The 18466-nt window shown below is 57.6% G+C and carries 9 protein-coding genes and 1 rRNA gene; 4 read left to right on the forward strand and 6 right to left on the reverse strand.

Features of this window, described 5'->3' with window-relative positions:
* Positions 1–121: 121 nt before the first annotated feature.
* Positions 122–237: ribosomal RNA gene (gene rrf, locus TK42_RS26575) — 5S ribosomal RNA — on the forward strand.
* Between the two features lie 273 nt (positions 238–510).
* Positions 511–2391 carry a methyl-accepting chemotaxis protein gene (locus TK42_RS26580; RefSeq protein WP_078819959.1) on the forward strand — a complete coding sequence of 627 codons (1881 nt, stop codon included), beginning with the start codon at positions 511–513 and terminating at the stop codon, positions 2389–2391.
* Between the two features lie 79 nt (positions 2392–2470).
* On the opposite strand, the gene TK42_RS26585 is transcribed toward TK42_RS26580, so the two are convergent.
* The 4 genes from TK42_RS26585 to TK42_RS26600 form a co-directional block, all read right to left on the reverse strand.
* Positions 2471–5848: an amino acid adenylation domain-containing protein gene (locus TK42_RS26585; protein WP_103735510.1), complete on the reverse strand. Its 3378-nt coding sequence runs from the start codon at positions 5846–5848 to the stop codon at positions 2471–2473.
* On the reverse strand, positions 5836–6792 hold the full coding sequence (locus tag TK42_RS26590; RefSeq protein ID WP_103735511.1) for a diiron oxygenase: 957 nt from the start codon (positions 6790–6792) through the stop codon (positions 5836–5838). The genes TK42_RS26585 and TK42_RS26590 overlap by 13 nt, the downstream gene beginning before the upstream one ends.
* Positions 6789–7547 carry a DUF3050 domain-containing protein gene (locus tag TK42_RS26595; protein ID WP_078819961.1) on the reverse strand — a complete coding sequence of 253 codons (759 nt, stop codon included), beginning with the start codon at positions 7545–7547 and terminating at the stop codon, positions 6789–6791. The genes TK42_RS26590 and TK42_RS26595 overlap by 4 nt, the downstream gene beginning before the upstream one ends.
* A gap of 361 nt (positions 7548–7908) precedes the next feature.
* Positions 7909–8619 carry a GntR family transcriptional regulator gene (locus TK42_RS26600; protein WP_103735512.1) on the reverse strand — a complete coding sequence of 237 codons (711 nt, stop codon included), beginning with the start codon at positions 8617–8619 and terminating at the stop codon, positions 7909–7911.
* 319 nt (positions 8620–8938) lie between these two features.
* Between TK42_RS26600 and lapG the strand changes: the two genes are divergently transcribed.
* Together lapG and lapD are read left to right on the forward strand one after the other, a co-directional pair.
* The gene (lapG, locus tag TK42_RS26605) at positions 8939–9562 is read left to right on the forward strand and encodes a cysteine protease LapG (RefSeq protein WP_371920302.1); all 624 of its coding nucleotides are present in this window, start codon (positions 8939–8941) and stop codon (positions 9560–9562) included.
* A 14-nt stretch (positions 9563–9576) separates the two neighbouring features.
* Complete coding sequence (gene lapD / locus TK42_RS26610) at positions 9577–11529, forward strand: cyclic di-GMP receptor LapD (protein ID WP_032878521.1); 1953 nt, start codon at positions 9577–9579, stop codon at positions 11527–11529.
* 69 nt (positions 11530–11598) lie between these two features.
* Here the strand turns inward: lapD and TK42_RS26615 are convergent, their stop codons facing one another.
* Both TK42_RS26615 and TK42_RS26620 read right to left on the reverse strand, forming a co-directional pair.
* On the reverse strand, positions 11599–11937 hold the full coding sequence (locus TK42_RS26615) for a hypothetical protein (protein WP_005783528.1): 339 nt from the start codon (positions 11935–11937) through the stop codon (positions 11599–11601).
* A gap of 152 nt (positions 11938–12089) precedes the next feature.
* The coding region (locus TK42_RS26620) for an immunoglobulin-like domain-containing protein (RefSeq protein ID WP_256584808.1) at positions 12090–18466 on the reverse strand (6377 nt) is incomplete at its 5' end.

Consider the following 18466-nt stretch of genomic DNA (forward strand, 5'->3'; position numbering starts at 1 on the left):
TCATCGTCAAGATTAAATTCCAGAACCCCTGTTTGCTAACGCAAACAGGGGTTTTGTTTATGTAGAAGCTCATGAATTTCACCGGCACGTTGCCAACGCAACGGTCTGGTACACAGAATTTCTTGACGACCATAGAGCATTGGAACCACCTGATCCCATCCCGAACTCAGCAGTGAAACGATGCATCGCCGATGGTAGTGTGGGGTTTCCCCATGTGAGAGTAGGTCATCGTCAAGATTGAATTCCGAAACCCCTGTCTGCTAACGCAGACAGGGGTTTTGTCGTTTAAGGCTCTATGTCACACCCTCCCGCCTTCACCTACCGCCTGTCGGTTTCCTACGCAAAAAGAAGATGCTTCACACAAATTTCTAAGCTTTGCCGATGTTTGGCCGAAAGCCTGACGAGCCATGCGTGCACCGAAATAGAGCGACCGCAGAGTCCGCCTATCCCGTTACATGGAATGTTCCACTCGGCACGCTCACCCCCCTTTGGCAAAAAGAAGTCGATGAAATGAATCTCAAGTTCAGTCATAAAATTCTGTTGGCCGCGTCAGGCGTCGTGGTTTTAGCCTTCGCGTTATTCACCCTCTACAACGACTACCTGCAACGCAGCACGATCAGGCAAAACCTGGCCTCGTCTATCCAGCAATCCGGCGAGCTTACCGCCAGCAGTGTGCAGAACTGGCTCAGTGGTCGCATCCTGGTCCTCGAGAACTTGGCGCAGAACGTTGCCCATCAAGGCAGTGCCGTCGATCTTCCTGGGTTGGTGGATCAGCCAGCGTTTACCTCCAACTTCCAGTTCACCTACGTGGGCCAAACCAATGGGGTATTCACACAACGCCCTGACGCGAAGATGCCTGAGGACTATGACCCTCGTCAGCGCCCTTGGTACAAGCAGGCGGTGGTAGCGGACAAAACAATGCTTACCCCGCCTTATATGGCGGCTGTAGGCGGTCAGATCGTGACAATTGCCATGCCGGTGAAAAAGAACGGCGAACTGTTGGGTGTTGTTGGGGGTGACCTTAGCCTGCAAACTCTGGTGAAGATCATCAACTCGGTTGACTTCGGCGGCATTGGCCATGCGTTTCTGGTCAGTGGTGATGGTCAGGTCATCGTGAGTCCTGACCAGGACCAGGTGATGAAAAATCTCAAGGACATCTACCCTGGCACCAACGTACGTATCGAGAAGCTTAACCAGGACGTTGTTCTCAATGGCCAGGATCGTATTCTTTCGTTCACGCCTATCAGCGGTTTGCCCGGCGCCGACTGGTACATCGGTCTATCCATTGATAAAGAAAAAGCCTACGCCCCGCTGGGCAAGTTCCGTACCTCGGCTTTGATTGCAATGTTGATCGCCGTTGTGGCCATTGCCGTGCTCTTGAGCCTGTTGATTCAGGTGTTGCTGCGTCCGCTGACCACCATGGGCGTCGCCATGCAGGACATCGCCCAAGGCGAAGGCGATTTGACTCGACGACTCGCAGTGACCAGCAAAGACGAATTCGGCGAAGTCGGCAGTGCATTCAATCAATTCGTCGAACGCATCCACGCCTCGATTTCCGAGGTGTCTTCGGCAACGCGTCAGGTGCATGATTTGTCCCAGCGCGTAATGGCATCGTCCAATGCTTCGATCATCGGTTCCGACGAACAGAGTGCGCGTACCAACAGCGTAGCTGCGGCCATCAACGAACTGGGCGCTGCCACCCAGGAAATCGCCCGCAATGCAGCAGATGCTTCGCAGCACGCCAGCGGTGCCAGCGAACAGGCTGACGATGGCCGCAAAGTGGTTGAGCAAACCATCCTGGCGATGTCGGAGCTGTCGCAGAAGATCAGTCTGTCCTGCACTCAGATCGAAACCCTTAACGCCAGTACCGACAACATCGGGCATATTCTGGATGTGATCAAAGGCATTTCCCAGCAGACCAACTTGCTCGCCCTCAATGCGGCAATTGAAGCCGCCCGTGCTGGCGAAGCCGGGCGTGGGTTCGCCGTAGTGGCAGATGAAGTGCGCAACCTGGCACACCGTACCCAAGAGTCGGCAGAGGAGATCCACAAGATGATCACTTCGTTGCAGGTGGGCTCGCGTGAAGCAGTGACCACCATGAATGCCAGCCAGACTTCCAGCGAAGAAAGCGTTGAAGTGGCCAACCAGGCGGGTGAGCGCCTGATCAGCGTGACGCAGCGTATCGTTGAGATTGATGGAATGAACCAGTCGGTTGCAGCTGCCACCGAAGAGCAGACCGCTGTCGTTGAAACCCTCAACGTCGACATCAACCAGATCAACCTGTTGAACCAGCAGGGTGTGGCTAACCTCAACGAGACGCTCAAAGACTGCGATGCACTGTCCCAGCAGGCCAGTCGATTGAAGCAATTGGTTGATAGCTTCAAGATCTGATCCTGTTTGCATCGGAGCGAGGCCTCTCGCTCCGAATGCTGATTGGTGCAGTAATGTCGTCGGCAATTTCTGAAGCTGTTCAGAGGAAGCTGATGGCCCTGAGGTAATCACAGCCTTTGCGTAACAGCGCCGGGCTCTTTGACGGATAGTCCATACCCATTCTTTCCAGACCCCATCGGGCATTGTCGTAACGGATCATCGACGTATCGCCGATGTCTTCGTCCAGTTCGTCCAGGTAGAAACCCAGCACACCGAACAACGCGTTATCACGGCCAACCGTTCGCAGCGCCTGCTGCCAGTCTTCAACGCTTACCCGGTCGAAGGCGTGCCCGACCTGGCTGAATGCGTCGAGGTACTTATCCCAGCTCAAGGGCTGTGGGTTGTGCAGGTTGAATACGTTTCGCCCAAAGGCAAATTGGGCGCTGTGGAAGGCTATGAAGCCGGCCAGGAAATCCACCGGCATCAGATCGAAGTTCACCTCCAACCGGGGGACCAGCCCCAATTGCATAGACCCCTTGAGCATCAGCATCAGGCGGTTCTTCTGCGGTTGGCAGACGCCGTTCTGGCTGTTGAAACTAATATTTCCCGGCCGATGAATATTGACCCAGGCCCCTTGTTCGACGGCCCTTCCCAACAATCGCTCAGCTACCCATTTCGAGAGGTTGTAGCCATTTTTCACATACAGTGGCTGCGCGCGCCCGGCGGGCGATTCAAGGACGTGCCCATCGGCGTCCACGCTGCTGCAGGCCGACAGCGTCGAGATGAAATTAAGTACCTTCTTACAGTGGGTTTCGCAGAGGCGCAGGCACTCAAACACCGGCTCGACGTTGTCCCTGGCGAGTGACGCATAGTCCAGTACATGATTGACCTGTGCGGCGTTATGCACCAGCACACCATAATGACGGGCAAGATAGTCATACACATTGCCGGCCAAGCCCAGGCGGGGTTCGCGCATGTCAGCGGCATACACCCGCACTCGGCTCAGGTCCAAATGTTCCAGGCGGTATTCCCGCAGTGCCTGGGTGAATCGCCCCGCCGCTGAATGCCCGGGCAGTTCCCGCACCAGACATGCTACTTCCAGCGCCCCGCCGGCCAGTAGCGCTTGGACGATATGTACCCCGACAAAACTGTTCGCCCCGGTGACGATCGCTTTGCGTGGGTCACCCATGTGGGTATCAGGCAGCACCTCGATCCCCAGCATTCTTGCTGCATCTTTTTCCATCCGGTGGGTAGGGGTGTCAGGCAGCGCCCCGCCGTCCATCAGTGCGGCCAACGTGCGGATGGTCGGTGTCTCGAAAAAGGGGCTCAGGCAGAAGCTACGGCCAAACTGCTCACGCAGGCGCAACAATAGGCTCGACAACAGGATGGAGTGGCCGCCGAGGTTGAAGAAACTGTCATCGATCGAAAGTTCGCCTGCGGATAAGGCCAACAACTCTGCCCATAAGTCCACCAACTGTGCCTGCAGAGGTGTTTGTACAGGGCTGCAAGTCGCCCCGGCGAGCGTGGATATTGGCAGGGCCAATAATGCCTTCCGATCGACCTTGCCGTTACTCGTACCGGGCAGACAGGCCAACTCGCTCCAGGCGACCGGCTGCATATGTACAGGCAACCACTGCCGGGCATGTTCCTTCAGGCTCTGCAGCGTAGCGCCGGGTTCGGGCTGGGCGGCAAAAGCTATGACTCTGTGCGTCGGATCGATCACCACTGCCACTTGGCGAAACAATCGACTGTTGCGCAGGCATTGCTCAATCTCCTGAGGCTCGACTCTAAAGCCACGGATCTTGACTTGATCATCCCGACGCCCGCCGAGCTCGATGCCATCTTGCGTCCATTTCGCCAAATCGCCGCTGCGGTAAGCCTTGAGAACCTGTCCATTCGGCAGCCTCAGCGCAACGAATGGACTGTCGGGTTGCGGCGGTGCATTCCAATAGCCGAGGCTGACGCCTGGACCGGCAATGTACAAATCGCCCGTGACCTGTTCATCCACCGGTTGCAGGTTTTCATCGAGGATTAACACCTGACTGTTGGCGATGGGGTAGCCGATATTGCGATGGCTATCACCTTGTTGGAATACCCGGTGTGTTGCCAACACCGTGGTCTCGGTGGGCCCATAAAAGTTATGCAACTGACATTGCCCCGCCAGTTGTTCGATCACATAGGGCTCGCAGAAATCGCCGCCGGTAAGCAAGTGAGTAAGGCCCAGTGGCTTATCCAGCGGCAGAATGCTGAGCAGCGCCGGTGGCAGAAATCCATGACTGACGCGTTGCTGGCGAATCAGCTCTACCAGTTGGTGAGGGTCGTGACGTTGATCTGCGCTGGGGACAATCAATTCAGCGCCGGCGATCAAGGCCGGGAAAATATCGATCAATGACGAGTCGAAGCCCAGTGGCGAAAACTGCAGGACGCGACTGTGTTGATCCAACCTCACACAGGTTGTGAGCCACGCGCTGAAATGCGCCAGATTGTAGTGGCTCAGGAGTACACACTTGGGCTGGCCGGTGGTCCCCGACGTGAACAAGGCCATGCAAGGCTCGTCGGCAAGGCGGTGATGGTGCATCAGCGGTTGTGTCGCGTCGACGTCGTGCACAGCGATTTGGCTGACATCAAGGGACGCGAAGCCATCTCGCAAAGGATGCTGACCGTTATCCAGCAGCACACAGGCCTGGAGGCTTTCCAACATGCTCTGCTGACGTTGCACCGGATGATCCGGAGCCAACGGCAAATACACACAGCCGCAACCCAATACCGCAAGAATACTTGCATACAGCTCGGTGGATTTTTCCAGGCACACACCGATCACCGGTGGTGCCTGCACGCCTTCGAGCAAAGGAAGCAGGCGTTGCTGGATCGCTATGGCATGGTGATGAAGTTGCTGATAAGTCAGCATGTCCCCCGCGATATTCAACGCTGTTCGATTCGCGAAGGTCTCAAGACTGGCCTGCAGCGCTTCAATCATGGGCACCTTGGCTGCCCGCAGTAAAGCCGGGTCTGTCGTGCGGTTGAACCGATGCATGAATGCCACTGCTTCCAGCCCTTGCAGGCCCTGTTCGGGCCAGTCGTTAGCGGTAGCGGCTATAGAGAAATAACCTGGATCCCTTGAAAAACCACAGACCAACCAAGCTGCCCACTCCACCAATGCGTTCGTTGCCTGCTGGTGTAATCGCTGGCCGTTGCCGCTGGGTTCCTCGGCGACGCCCTGCACAGCCAACAGGCGGCGCTCGCGGTCATAGCAGCGCAACTGCAGCGAGGGCAGCCCGTGCTCGGATAACGGGCCGATACCCACGCGCAGGCTTATCCATGGCACGTCGGTTGGCAATGGCGGCAGTGGCTGCCCCCCATCTTCAATTATCAGGTCGACGGACCCTGCTCCTGCGATATGCCCGTATTGCTCCAGCACTTTCTTGAGCTCGTCCAGGGCTTTGCTGGAGGCACTCCACGCGATCTTTAAACGCCGCATGCCAACCTCCCTGGTACCGGCAGGTAGGCGCTCAGTGCCTGGGCGACGCTGGGCGTTTGCAGTACACCGCTTTGGCGCAGCAACCCCATGATATTGGCCACCAGTGGATGTTGGTGGGTGATGGGAAAATCCAGCGCATGGATTTCATGACGTAGCGCAAGACGAGTATCGGCACTGATGTCCAGGTGTTCGATCAGTTGCAGGTCGAAGTCTTGTTGTAGATCGTTGGTCAGGTAGCGCGCCAGGAAAACAGGCAGCGCTTGAGCGATGCTGTCGCGATCTTGCGGGGTTGCCGACCGCCAGTAAATACGCACCAACTGAGCCCAGAACCGCGCATGACGGCCCTCATCGAACAGGTGATCGGCCATCAGGCCGCGCACAGACGATTTGACGCTGGCGTCTTTTGAGAAAGCTGCCACATCATGGGTAACGGTGTTTTCAGCAATAGCCACGGCGATTAATTCAACGGCATCGTGCAAGTGCGCCGGCACCTTTGCCTGCGCTGTCGGTAGCGCGCGGCTCAATTCAATTTGCCCAGGTAGATTGAGCGGTTCGATCCCGGTCATTTCCACGGCTTGCTGAAGAAAATCCAGCGCGACCAACGCGTGGTAATCCTCGTCCACAACGACAGTCATCGCGTCGTAGCGGCAAGCGGGTGGGAAGGGCAGGGAGAAGCGGTTTTTCGCGATGCTGCGAGCGGTCTTGTCGACGATTTCGGTTTCGAAGATCACCACATCATTGACGAATTTATAGAAGCTTTGCGTCAGCACGAAGTCGCGCCACTGCGGGCAGTGTTCAAGGAAAGTTGCACTCAGTACCAGCGGTTGGCGGCACAGGGGAAAGATGAGTTTGCCGTCGTTTTCCAGTACGCGTCGGGGGCGCGTCCGGATGGTAGCGCGACGCTCCCAATCATCGGCAAAGGATTGGTAATTGACGGCGTTCATGGGCGAACCTCTTGCAGCGTAGCCAGCACACTGTCCCAGAACATAATACGGCGCTCCACGGCGCCAAGGGCGGTGCTATCGGCTTGTTTCTGGCGAAGCGGATCTGTGCCGATCAAACGCTGGAGCAACTGTTCTGCCGCTGGCCCATGGTCGTGGCTGTCCACTTCGATATGGCGGTTGAGGTAGTGGAAGAAGGTAGGTGTTTCACGCTCAATGAACGCGTTGCTGTGCATCAAGCCTTCAAACATCGAGGGAATGACGCTCTCGCGTCCATGCAGGAAGGCCGCCGCCACACAGTGGGTGGGCGCACTGAGCGCGATTTGCAATGTGCTGTCGACAAATGACACCACGCTACGGGGCGCATCGATCATCTGCAAAGCCGCGCTGACCTCCACGCCCTGATGCTGCAGATCAATGAGGCGTGTGATGGCGGCGGTGTTGGCGCCTACCTCTGTCATGGCGTCCAGGTAAAGCTCGAAATGACTGCAATGGCCGCGTGTTGGATGCTCATCCGATTCCTCGCCCAGCACAATTTCATTGATCAAGCGGGCAGCGTGGGGGTCTGCGGGAGGGAGCCAGGGGATCTGAGTGCACGTCAGGTCTTGTTGCAGGCGCTTGGTCAGAGTCATGAAGTCCCAAACGGCGAACACATGGTGCTCCATAAAGTGTCGTAACTTGGCGAGTGAGGTTATTTCTATAAATAACGGATGGCCGAAAAGTTTTTGTTTTCTTTGTTCGATAAAATGTTGATGCATGGTTGACGCCTATAAGTTGTTGCGAGTGCTCTAAAAGCAGTGTTGGAATTTTTTTAGTTGTGTTGGAGATGTAACGTTTAGTCAAGGCCGCGCAGGTAGCGCAACCTTGATAGAGTTGTGCCCAGCGGATGAAGGGGTGCGGTTGGTCGGGCGAAGATAATAAGCTGATTAAACGTTAGGGGAGGATTATAAAAGTATTAGATGTTTTGTCCGCAAGCTGTTGCAGGAGTAACGGGTTGTTGAAGTGTGGGAGAGTTCTTCGGTGTTAGTAGTTTTGTAAATTTTACTGCCTGTCATTATGGTAACTTTCCTGATGGAAAGTTACCCCGCATAGTGTAATGGTCAGCGAATAACGAAGGCCCTATTGCGCGAATTTTTTGTCGGCGCTTTCGAGACCCTTGAGGTAGTTAGCGATCACTTCCATACCCCGCATCAAGTGATTACGCAGCGTCAGAATGCTCTCGTCGATCTTCTTCTGCGCCACCAGGCTCAACAGTTCACGGTGATCCTCCTGAGACGTTTCGCCCAATCCCATCGCTTCAAGATTGAAGCGCAGAAAGCGTTCCTCTTCATTCAGCCCGTGCTCCACCAGATCGAGCAGTCGCTGATTGGGTGCCTTGCCGTACAAGACCATGTGAAACAGGCGATTGAGGCGGCCAATCTCTCTGTAGTCTTTCTCACATTCCAGCGCATTGATACAGGCCTCGGCCTCGGCAAGATCGGCGTCACTGAGCAACGGGATCGACAAGCGCAGGGCTTCAGATTCGAGCAACATGCGCAGTGCATAGGTCTCAGCCGAATTGTCCTCGATCAACGGCGCCACCACGGCCCCCTTGTGGGTCACCACATGCAGCAGGGATTGCGCCTCCAGTTGGCGCAAGGCTTCGCGCACGGGCATACGGCTGACGCCGAACAGACTCGCCAGTTCCTGCTGGCGCATCGCGGTGCCACAGGGTAATCGCCCATCGAGGATGGCGTTGCGCAACGTTTCTTCAATGACGGCGCGAGCAAGATGGGCGGGAATAGGCCCGCTTATTTTGATGCTGCTTAAAGAGTTCGGCTTCTGCGTCACGGTTACGCTATCCTCCTTTCTTGAATAATAGTGTGGTCAATTGGATCCAATGCACACTAAAGACGGCCCAAGCGCTTGTCAAACAGCCAAAGTTTCCGTTTGTAAGGGCTTACACAGCATACTTTGTGTCTCCCACAAGGGGCGGTTATAAACTCGGTCCTCCTATGAATGATTGCACTGTGCCATTGTTTTTTGTAGGGCCAGGCTTCACCATTCCTCGAAATTCCGTCTCTTTCATGGACAGAGCGCCTTGGCGGTAAGTTTTATTCCCTATCGAGTTCTTTGCTGGCTGTTATCAGCAATTCTGTTGGCCGGCTTGATGCTTGGCGGGCTGCGTGCCGATTGGGATTTCTCTCAGATCAGCCGCAAGGCTACCGCCGTGTACGGGCCGCTCGGCGAAGGGCAGCAGCGTATCGACGCCTGGCAGCGGCTATTGGCGAGCCAAAAACAGGTCAGCGAGCCGGAGCAGCTCAAGGTCGTGAATTTGTTCTTCAACAAGCAAATGACCTACGTGGAAGACATCGACCTCTGGCACGCTGTCGATTATTGGGAGACGCCCGTCGAGGCCCTTTGGAAGGGGGCCGGTGACTGTGAAGACTACGCGATCGCAAAGTATTTCAGTTTGCGTCATCTGGGTGTGTCCAGCGACAAATTACGCATTACCTACGTCAAGGCTTTACGGCAGAATCGCGCGCACATGGTTCTGACCTATTATTCGACGCCTGACGCAATCCCGCTGGTGCTCGACAGCCTGATGGACGAAATCCTGCCGGCTACCCGCCGCACCGATTTGGTCCCGGTGTATTCATTCAACGCCGAGGGCTTGTACTTGCCCGGCGCCAAGGGCAACAAGAAAGTCGGTGATACCAAACGCTTGTCGCGCTGGCAGGATGTGTTGAGAAAAATGCGTGCGGAAGGCTTCCCAGCCGAGCCTGCCAACTAGGAGTAACTGATCGGATGTCTCTGTTCAAACAACTATTGATCGCAATCTGTCTGTTCCTGGTGGTCGCCTTCAGCGGCAGTTTCATGGTCAGCCTGGAAAGCTCGCGCACCCAATACGTCAACCAGCTGCGTTCCCATGCCCAGGATGCCGCGACGGCATTGGCGCTGTCGTTGACTCCCAATATCGACGACCCGGCCATGGTGGAGCTGCTGGTCAGCTCGATCTTCGACAGCGGCTACTACGCCAGCATCCGTGTGGTGGACTTGGCGACGGATAAAACCATCGTCGAGCGCAGCGGCATTCCTGATAACAACGGCGTGCCCAACTGGTTCGTAAAGTTGATCGGCCTGGAGCCGGCAGGTGGTGATGCGCTGGTTAGCCGTGGCTGGGAGCAGGCGGCGCGAGTCGAAGTGGTCAGCCATCCAATGTTCGCCCTGGCCAAGCTCTGGCAAAGCGCCTTGGGCAGCCTGGGGTGGTTGCTGCTGTGCGGTGCGGTCAGTGTGGTGCTCGGTGGGCTGCTACTGCGCCGGCAATTGAAGCCGTTGGACTATATGGTCAAACAGTCCCACGCGATTGCCCGCCGAGAATTCCTCAGTCTGCCCGACCTGCCTCGCACGCCGGAACTGCGGCGAGTGGTGCAAGCCATGAACCAGATGGTGGAAAAGCTCAAGGCGTTGTTCCAGGAACAGGCCGAACGCAGCGAAAAACTGCGCACCGAGTCCTATCAGGACAACCTCACCGGCCTCGCTAACCGGCGTTATTTCGAAATGCAGCTCAACGCCCGTGTCAGTAACCCGGAAGACACCAACTCCGGTTACTTGCTGCTGCTGCGGGTCAAGGACCTTGCCGGCCTCAACCAACGCCTGGGCGGCCAGCGCACCGACCAATTGCTGCAAGCGGTCGGCCAACAACTGCTGCGTCAGTGCGAGCCGTACCCGGAAACCCATAACCTCGTTACCCGTATCCGCGGCGGCGAGTTCGCTGTGCTGGCACCGGGATTGATGCGTGAAGAAGCGCTGCAATTGGCGCAGAACCTGGAGAGCACCTTGCTCAGCTTGCAGGCGACCGGCGCCAGCGATGTGATGCCGGTGGCCTATATCGGCCTGGCACCGTTCAGCCATGGCGATGCGCCCCAAGCACTGCTGACCCTCGCCGATCAGGCGCTGGCCCAGGCCGAAGCGCAGGGCGATACCAGTTGGGTGTGCCTGGACAGCAGCGCCGCCGCTAGCGTCGGTGACGATCACCATGCCTGGCACACGTTGTTGGACCGGGCCCTGACCCAGCAGCGCTTCCAGCTGTACTTCCAGCCGGTCGTCGCCAGCCAGGACCCACAATTGGTCTTGCATTACAAAGTACTGTCGCGCCTGCAGGACGAGGAAGGCCACACGATACCGGCCGGGCGCTTTCTGCCGTGGCTCGAGCGCTTCGGCTGGTCGGCCCGCCTGGACCGTTTGATGCTGGAACAAGTCCTCAAGCAGATGGCCAGCCACAACCATAACCTGGCGCTGAACCTCTCGGCCGCAACGTTCCAGGATACCCAGGCCCTGAATCGGATTTATGACCTGCTGCGCCAGCACAGCAACCTGGGCTCACGCCTCACCCTGGAGATTGGTGAAGAGCAACTCCCCGAGCAGCCGGTGCTGGAACAGATGACCCACCGCCTGCGCGAGCTGGGTTTTTCCCTCAGCCTGCAGCGTTTTGGTGGGCGGTTCAGCATGATCGGCAACCTGGCACGCCTGGGCCTGGCCTACCTGAAGATCGATGGCAGCTACATTCGCGACATCGACCAGGAAAGTGACAAGCGTCTGTTTATCGAAGCCATCCAGCGCGCAGCCCACAGCATCGATCTGCCGTTGATTGCCGAACGTGTGGAGACCGAGGGCGAGCTGAAGGTCATTCGCGAGATGGGGATTTTTGGTGTGCAGGGCCAGCTGTTTGGCGAGCCTGCGCCCTGGAAATCACACTGACATCAGGACATTCAAATGTGGGAGGAGCTTGCCCCCTCCCACATTTGAATAAAGGTTCGGCGTCAGGGCTCAGATCAGCCCTTTCTCGTCATCATCAATCAACTGGCTCAACCCACCCAAGGCTTCCCGCGCGTGGTTACGGTCCATCAACTTGGCCTGGGCTGCCGGCGGCAGGTCGGTCACGCTGATGACGCCTTTGCGGGTCAGCACCTGGATCAAGTCATCCAGCACCCGGATCATCTCCAGGTCGCTCTGCTTGAGTTGGGCCAGGCTGGTTTCCACCACTTCGTTGGCGTACCAGGCCTGGATCTCATGGTGATCGGCCGGCAGGGTTTCGGTGGACTCGGTAAAGGCGGCCGCCTCTACGCGAATCAGCGCGCCCAGTGCATCACGTTGCACGTAAAACATAAGAACCCCTCGAATATGAGCCACATGCGTTCAACAGCATAGGTCAACGCTGCGTGTATGGGCGTGAGTATGCGACGCACCGCCCGCCAGGGCCAGCGGCCCATAAGGCAAAAAAAATCGGCCGCCCGGGAAGGCGGCCGATCCATTGCATCTTAGCTATGGTCGATCTTGATGGTAGGGTCGGCGCCAGTGATCAGCGAGTTGATGCTGACATGGGACCAATCATTGCCTTCCAGCTTGATGGTCACATCGGCATTGGCCAGGCCACCGGCGGCGTTGAGCTTGCCTTCGCTGCTGACTTGCAGGGTCGACACGCCATCTACCGTGGTGATCTTCAGGTAGTTGTCGATGGTGCTGTCAGTCTCACCTTTCAACAAATCACGCAGATCAATGCGGTCGCCTTCCGAGGCCTTGAAGTCCTTGATCACATCGTTGCCGATGTCACCCGCCTTCCACACAAAGGTGTCGGCACCTGAACCACCAATCAAGATGTCGTTGCCCTGGCCGCCGATCAGCGTGTCGTTGCCGGTGCCGCCCAGCAGGATGTCATTGCCTTTGCCGCCGTCCAGCAGGTCATTGCCGCCCTGGCCGAACAGGATGTCATCGCCAGCGCCGCCCAGCAGCGTGTCGTTGGCGTCCTTGGCGCCGGAGACGTCGAAGTCCACGTAGTGCTCGGTAACGTACTGGTGAACGTTAGAGGCGGTCACCGAAGAGACGGTCACGCCGGTCTTCTGCGCCACAAATGCCTGCAGTGCGTTGTAGCCTTCACCGTTGATCCCGCTGAAGCTCACCAGGTCGCCGAAGAGGATGTCGTTGCCGTCGCCACCGTTGACGGTGTCGGCGCCAGGCAACGTCGCCTCGGTGTGGCCGAGGATCGCATTGGCCAGGTCCTTCGGATCAATGTTGGCTTGCGGCTTGCCATCGCTGTCGTACGGAGCCAGCTGGTTCAAGCTGACCCCGCTGTTGAGGCCGATGGCTTCTACGCCACCTGTGGACAGGCCTTTGAGCAGTGCGAACGCGCTGTTGGAGTTGGTGGTGGTGTAGTAATCGGTATCGTACCCGAGGCCGCCTTGTACCGATATTTCATAGGTGCCATCCCCTTGGGCGTGGATGACTCCCTTGTTGTACGACCAGCCGTAGGACCAGAGGGTTACCTTGCCGGCAGAGTTGATATCAAGGTAATTATTCGAATCGATGTTGATCCGGGTGGCTGTACCTATGGTGTAGTTGTTCATGGTGACGACATCATCGAGCCTGACGTTGCCGTACAAGTACGGGTTAGTCTGCTCGGCCGCCTGGTAAAACGTCGGCTGACCATCGGTGATGAAGTACGTTGTGTTGATTGCGTCTGTGTTGCCAGTCGCCTGGGCACTTTTGAAGAAGTTGGAAGCGGCCTTGAACACGTCTTCGTAGTTGGTCCCGCCGGTAGATACCATGGAATCCAGGACTTTCTGCAGCGAATCCAACGCACCTGGGTCTTTCAGGTTGACTGTCACCGTGCGATTGACCTGGTCACTGAAGTCCGCCAGGAAGATGTTCACGGTGCCAGAGGTACTGGAGCCGATACTGCTTTTCAGCGAGTTGAACGTGGTGGTCAGCGAGGCTTTCGCCGCTGCTATCGAGCTCGCGCCCATACTGCCCGACGTATCGATCATGAACGCGATGTTGTAGTTCTTGCCCTGCACCACGTTCAGGCCGGCGACGTCGGCCACGACGATGTCGTTGCCATCGCTGCCATTGATGGTGTCACTGCCCGAAGTGCCGGTTACCGGGTTGTAGGTTGCCGGGTGCACCGTGACTGGCAATTGCGCGGTGGTAGTCGCCGAACCACCAATGCTCTCGGTGGATGTCGAGGTGACCGTCAGGTTGAACTGGCCGCTGTAGTAGGTCGGCGGCTTGATGCTCAGCGTGTTCAGGTCCCAGCCGGTGACGTTGACTTCACCCACGGTCTTACTTGCGGTAAAGGTGTGGCCCGACGCGTCGGTGAGTACCGAACCTGCCGGAATGCCACTGACCTTCACGCTCAAGGTTTCCGAGCCGTCGGTATCGGTCAGTGCGGTGGTGACTTTGGACAGTTTGACCGTGCCGTTTTCCTGGCCTTCGTTGAGCTTGTAGCCCACGTAGTAGCCGTCACCGTTGCTGCCATGCAGGTCGGACACGGTGACGCCGGCGTTGGTCAGGTCGGTAAGGCCGGTGTACAACGGCACGGTGCTGGTGCTCAGGTTCTGCACCGCCCCGCCGTTGATCGACACGTTAACGTCAAAGCTGCCAGGCCCCGCTTGGTTGGCCTGGTAGATCTCAAGGCTGTAGTAACCGGTGGTGGTTGGCGTGAACGAGCCGCTGAACTTGCCGCTGTTGGTGCCCCACAAGCCGCTGGCCACGTCTTTACCGCCAACGTTGACCACCACGCTGTCATCGGCGATGCCGCTGAAGGTGTAGCTCTTGCCCGCTTCCATGTAGATCAGGCCGGAAATCTTGGAACCAGAGCCGGCGGTGACGTTGTCGACAGATTCGACGTTGGTCACCACCGAGGTGTTGTTCGGCGTGCCCGCGTTATCGATGGCTTTTTTCAGCACGTCCGGTGCAGCGCCGTTGCCGTTGTTACCGAGGCCGGCAATGCTGTTCCAGCCCTGTTTGACCAGGCCGGTGGAGGCAACGTTGTTGTCTGCCACGCTCAGGGTCGGCGCGTCGGCTACCGGCGTGATATCGACTTTCACCGTGGCGCTGGTGCCCAGGTCCTTGCCATCGGTTGGCTGGAACTTGAACTGTGCGTAGTCCGCTTGCTTGTTGCCCACACCGGTGCCGCCGTAACCATCGGCGCCGGATTCGTTGGCGTTAGGCATAAAGCGCAACTGGCCACCGTCAATCTGGGCCTTGGTGAAGGTCTGGCCGTTGGCCACGTTGGTCCAGGTGCTGCCATCCGCTGCCAGGAACTGCAATTTTCCGGCGACTGGCAGCTCGGTGATTTTCACCCCCAGGCTGGCTTGCGGCGAGTCCACATCGGTCACGCCGAAGTTGGCCCAGGTCAGGGCCAGCGCGGTGTCTTCGGTGCCGGTTACGGCACCGCCAGTCGCCACCGGCGCATCATTGACCGCCACCACGTTGACGGTGGTGGTGGCAACGTTGGAGTAGTTGCCGCCATCGGTCACGCTCACGGTAATGGTGCGTGGCGTGGTGCTTGGGTCGTGGCTGTTGTTGGTGAACGTGATGTTCTTGATCTGCTGCATGTAGTCGGCCAGCGACGCCGTGCCGGTCAGGGTCAAGGTGATTTTACCGGTCACAGGGTCGGTGGTCGGGGTCACGTTGATGCCTGTCACGCCGCTGAAGTTCAGCGAGTCGCCTGGCTGGCTGTTGGTCAATACCACGGTGGCGCCGGTCAGTTGGGTGCTGTCCGGGTCGGTGATCTTGATGTCAGTGTCAGCAATTGACACACCGGTGCCGCCTTCGGTGAAGGTGGTCTTGAAGTCCGCACCGCTGGCGCCGCTGGAGTTGTTGGCATCCAGGTCGATGACCGGCGGCGCATCATTGTCGATGATGTTGGTGGTAACACTGCCATTGCCGACCACCAGGTTTTCGAAGTTGCCGCCAGTGGTCTTGTCGATGGTGATGACGATATTTTCCGTCGGCTCGGTGATCTTGTCGTCGAGCGTGCGGATATCAAACGGTACGCTGGTGGCACCGGCCGGGATCTTCACGGTGTACACGCCATTGAAGTCTGAACCGTCGGTAGCGGTGCCGCTGTACTTGAGCGTCACGGTCACGTCGGTTTGCGGCGGGTTGCTCAGGGACAGCGTGTAGTGCGCCGTACCGCCTTCAGTCACCGACGCATCGCCGGTAATGCTGATGGTGGTGTTGCTGACCACATCGGTCACTTTGGTGACCACGGTGCTGCCGTCGACGATCAAGTGTTCGTACTTGTCGCCACCGCTGACCACACCCGTGATTTTGGTGGTGACGTCATTGGCGCCAACATACGCATCGTTAGGTGCGGTGGCGGTGGTGAAGCTGGTGGACTTGCCATTACCGATGGTAATGGTCGAGCCGTTATCCAGCTTGACGACCAGGTCTGAGCCAACGTTGTTCACCGCCACGCCGTTCTTGTCGACCAGGGACGCGGTGTACACGATCTGCCCGCCTTCGCTGACAGAACCAGTGGCTTTGAGCACCACAGTCACGTCGTCGATGGTGTCGTTGATGGTAGTCGTGGCGCCGCCCGGCGTGATGCTCACACCTTCGAAGTTGCCGCCGGTAGTGCCGGTGATGTTGACGGTCTGGGTGCTCTTGTCGATGAACACATCATCAGTCGGCGCAGGGACGGTCACCGTGCCCACGGTCGCGCCTTGCTTGATGGTGATGCTCGAACCGTTATCGAGCTGGACCACCATGTCGCTGCCGGCCTTGTTGTTCAAGGTAGCGGTGTAAGTGATCTGGCCGCCTTCGTTGACAGCCGTCGGGGCGGTCAGGGTGACGGTGGTCAGGTCGGTGGTGCCCGGCGTGTCGGTGACGGTGGTATTTACTGCGGTAGTGCCAGGGACCAGGTTTTCGAAATGCTCGCCGCCGGTCACGCCTTTGATCGCGGTTGTGACGGTCTGGTCGCCTTTGTAGACATCGTTAGGCGCGATGGTGGTGATGGAGCCGCTCGACTGATTCACACCGATGGTGATGGTCTTGCCGTTATCGAGGGTAACGGTGAGCGGATTGGTGATGTTGGTCACCGGCGCGCCGTTTTTATCCACAAGGCTGGCGGTGTAGACGATATTGCCGCCTTCACCGACGGTGGTGGTGGCGGACAGGACCACATCAACTTTGTCGATGGTGTCGTTGATGGTGGTGGTTGCGCCGTTGCCTGCGACTTCGAGTTTTTCGAAGTTGCCGCCGGTGGTCTCGGTGATCTTGACGGTCTGGGTGCTCTTATCGATGAACACGTCATCGGTAGGAGCAGGCACAGTCACGGTGCCGACGGTTTCGCCCGCTTTGATGGTGATCGACGAGCCGTTGTCGAGTTTCAACGTGACGTCGGTACCGGCCTTGTTGCTCAAGGTTGCGGTATAGGTGATTTGGCCACCTTCGTTAACGGCACTAGGCGCTGTCAGGGTGACAGTAGTCGTGTTGTCGGTACCCGGTGTGTCCGTCACGGTGGTGTTCACCGCCGTAGTACCCGGCACCAGATTTTCAAAGTGCTCGCCGCCAGTCACGCCTTTGATGGCTGTGGTGACGGTTTGATCGCCCTTGTACACGTCATCAGGAGCAATAACCGAAACGCTACCGCTCGACTGATTCACACCGATGGTGATGGTTTCGCCATTGTCCAAAGTGACGGTCAGCGGGTTGGTGATGTTGGTCACCGGCGCGCCGTTTTTATCCACAAGGCTGGCGGTGTAGACGATATTGCCGCCTTCACCGACGGTGGTGGTGGCGGTCAGTACCACATCGACCTTATCGATGGTGTCGTTGATGGTGGTGGTCGCACCGTTGCCTGCAACTTCCAGTTTTTCGAAGTTGCCGCCGGAAGCGTCGGTGATCTTGACCGTCTGCGTGCTCTTATCGATAAACACGTCATCGGTCGGTGCCGGGACGGTCACAGTGCCGACGGTGTCGCCGGCTTTGATAGTGATGCTTGAGCCGTTGTCGAGTTTCAGCGTGACGTCGGTACCGGCCTTATTGCTCAAGGTCGCGGTGTAGGTGATCTGGCCACCTTCGTTAACGACACTTGGCGCAGTCAGTGTGACAGTCGTTGTGTTATCGGTACCCGGAGTGTCCGTAACGGTGGTGTTTACTGACGTAGTACCTGGAACCAGATTTTCAAAGTGCTCGCCACCGGTCACACCCTTGATAGCGGTGGTGACGGTCTGGTCGCCTTTGTAGACATCATCCGGTGCCAAGACCGAGACAGTGCCGCTGGTTTCATTCACACCAATGGTGATGGTCTTGCCATTGTCCAAAGTTACGGTCAGCGGGTTGGTGATGTTGGTCACCGGCGCACCGTTTTTATCCACAAGGCTGGCGGTGTAAACGATATTGCCGCCTTCACCGACGGTGGTGGTGGCGGTCAGAACTACGTCCACCTTGTCGATGGTGTCGTTGATGGTGGTGGTTGCGCCGTTGCCTGCGACTTCCAACTTCTCGAAGTTGCCACCCGTGGTCTCGGTGATTTGAACGGTCTGCGTGCTTTTGTCGATGAACACGTCATCGGTAGGCGCAGGCACAGTCACAGTGCCGACGGTGTCGCCCGCTTTGATGGTGATCGACGAGCCGTTATCCAACTTCAAGGTGACGTCAGTGCCCGCTTTATTCGAAAGCGTAGCGGTGTACGTAATTTGACCACCTTCGTTCGCTTCGGACGGAGCTGTCAGCGTCACGGTAGTGGTGTTGTCGGTACCCGGTGTGTCCGTCACGGTGGTGTTTACTGACGTAGTACCTGGAACCAGATTTTCAAAGTGCTCGCCGCCAGTCACGCCTTTGATGGCGGTGGTGACGGTTTGATCGCCCTTGTACACGTCATCAGGAGCAATAACCGAAACGCTACCGC

Origin of the sequence: Pseudomonas sp. GZJR-8, assembly GCF_002916705.1 — a bacterium.
Lineage (GTDB): Bacteria > Pseudomonadota > Gammaproteobacteria > Pseudomonadales > Pseudomonadaceae > Aquipseudomonas > Aquipseudomonas synxantha_A.